General features: G+C 63.4%; 1 protein-coding gene. It reads left to right on the top strand.

The window, feature by feature from the left end; translation table 11 throughout:
• Positions 1–4: 4 nt before the first annotated feature.
• A partial coding sequence (gene fumC / locus HV796_RS42380; RefSeq protein ID WP_175233567.1) for a class II fumarate hydratase occupies positions 5–1370 on the top strand: 1366 nt, incomplete at its 3' end.

Below are 1370 nucleotides of genomic sequence, written 5' to 3'. Positions count from 1 at the left end.
GGCAATGAGTAACGTTCGCACCGAGACTGACAGCATGGGTGAAGTCGAGGTCCCCGCCGACAAGCTATGGGGCGCGCAAACGCAGCGCTCGCTCGAGCATTTCCGCATCGGCCACGATCTGATTCCGCGCGAAATGATTACGGCTTACGCGACGCTGAAAAAGGCGGCCGCCAACGCGAACCTTGCCGGCAAGCGGCTCGACCCGGCTGCACACAAACTGATTACACAGACCTGCGACGAAATCCTCGCGGGCCAGCATCACGACATGTTTCCGCTACACGTCTGGATGACCGGCAGCGGCACGCAGTTCAACATGAACGTAAACGAGGTGATCTCGAACCGCTGCTGCCAGCTGGCCGGCACACCGCTGGGCAGCAAGCACCCGGTTCATCCGAACGATCACGTGAACATGTCGCAGTCGTCGAACGACTCGTTTCCGTCGGCGATGTACATCGCCGCGGCCGTCAATACGACCGGGCGCCTGATTCCCGCGGTCCGCCAGCTGCACGATGCGATCGACGCGAAGGCCACCGAATGGGTGGACATCGTGAAGATCGGCCGCACGCATATGCAGGATGCGACACCGCTCACGCTCGGGCAGGAATGGTCCGGCTATGCGGGCATGCTGCAGGACAATCTCGCCCGGCTCGATGCTGCGCTGCAAGGCGTCTGTCATCTTGCGCTCGGCGGCACGGCGGTCGGCACCGGCATCAACGCCGCGCCCGGGTTCGCGGAAGCCGTGGCGGCCGAAATCGCGACGCTCACCGGCCTGCCGTTCGTGAGCGCACCGAACAAGTTTACGGTTCAGGGCGCGCACGACGCGCTGATTCATCTGTCCGGCGCGCTCAGGACGCTGGCGGCGTCGCTGTACAAGATCGGCAACGATATTCGCCTGATGTCATGCGGTCCGCGCGCCGGCTTCGCGGAGCTGCTGATTCCGGAGAACGAACCGGGCTCGTCGATCATGCCGGGCAAGGTCAACCCGACCCAGGCCGAAGCCCTGACGATGATCGCCGTGCAGGTGATGGCCAATGACGTCGCGGTCGGTTTCGGCGGCGCGGGCGGCTACCTGGAGATGAACGTCTACAAGCCGTTGATGATCCATAACCTCGCGCAGTCGATCACGCTGCTCACCGACGGGTGCACGAACTTCCGGCGCTTCCTGGTGGAAGGCACGCGGCCGAACCTGAAGAAGATCGAGGAATACGTCGAACGATCGCTGATGCTCGTCACGGCGCTCGCGCCGGTGATCGGGTACGACAAGGCCTCGAAGATCGCCCACCATGCGATGGACCACGACCAGACGCTCAGGCAGGCAGCGCTCGAACTCGGTTTCGTCACCGAAGCGGAGTTCGATCGCATTGTCGATG

The sequence above is a fragment of the Paraburkholderia humisilvae genome (assembly GCF_902859855.1).
GTDB lineage: Bacteria > Pseudomonadota > Gammaproteobacteria > Burkholderiales > Burkholderiaceae > Paraburkholderia > Paraburkholderia humisilvae.
This window is presented reverse-complemented; position numbering and strand designations above follow the sequence as displayed.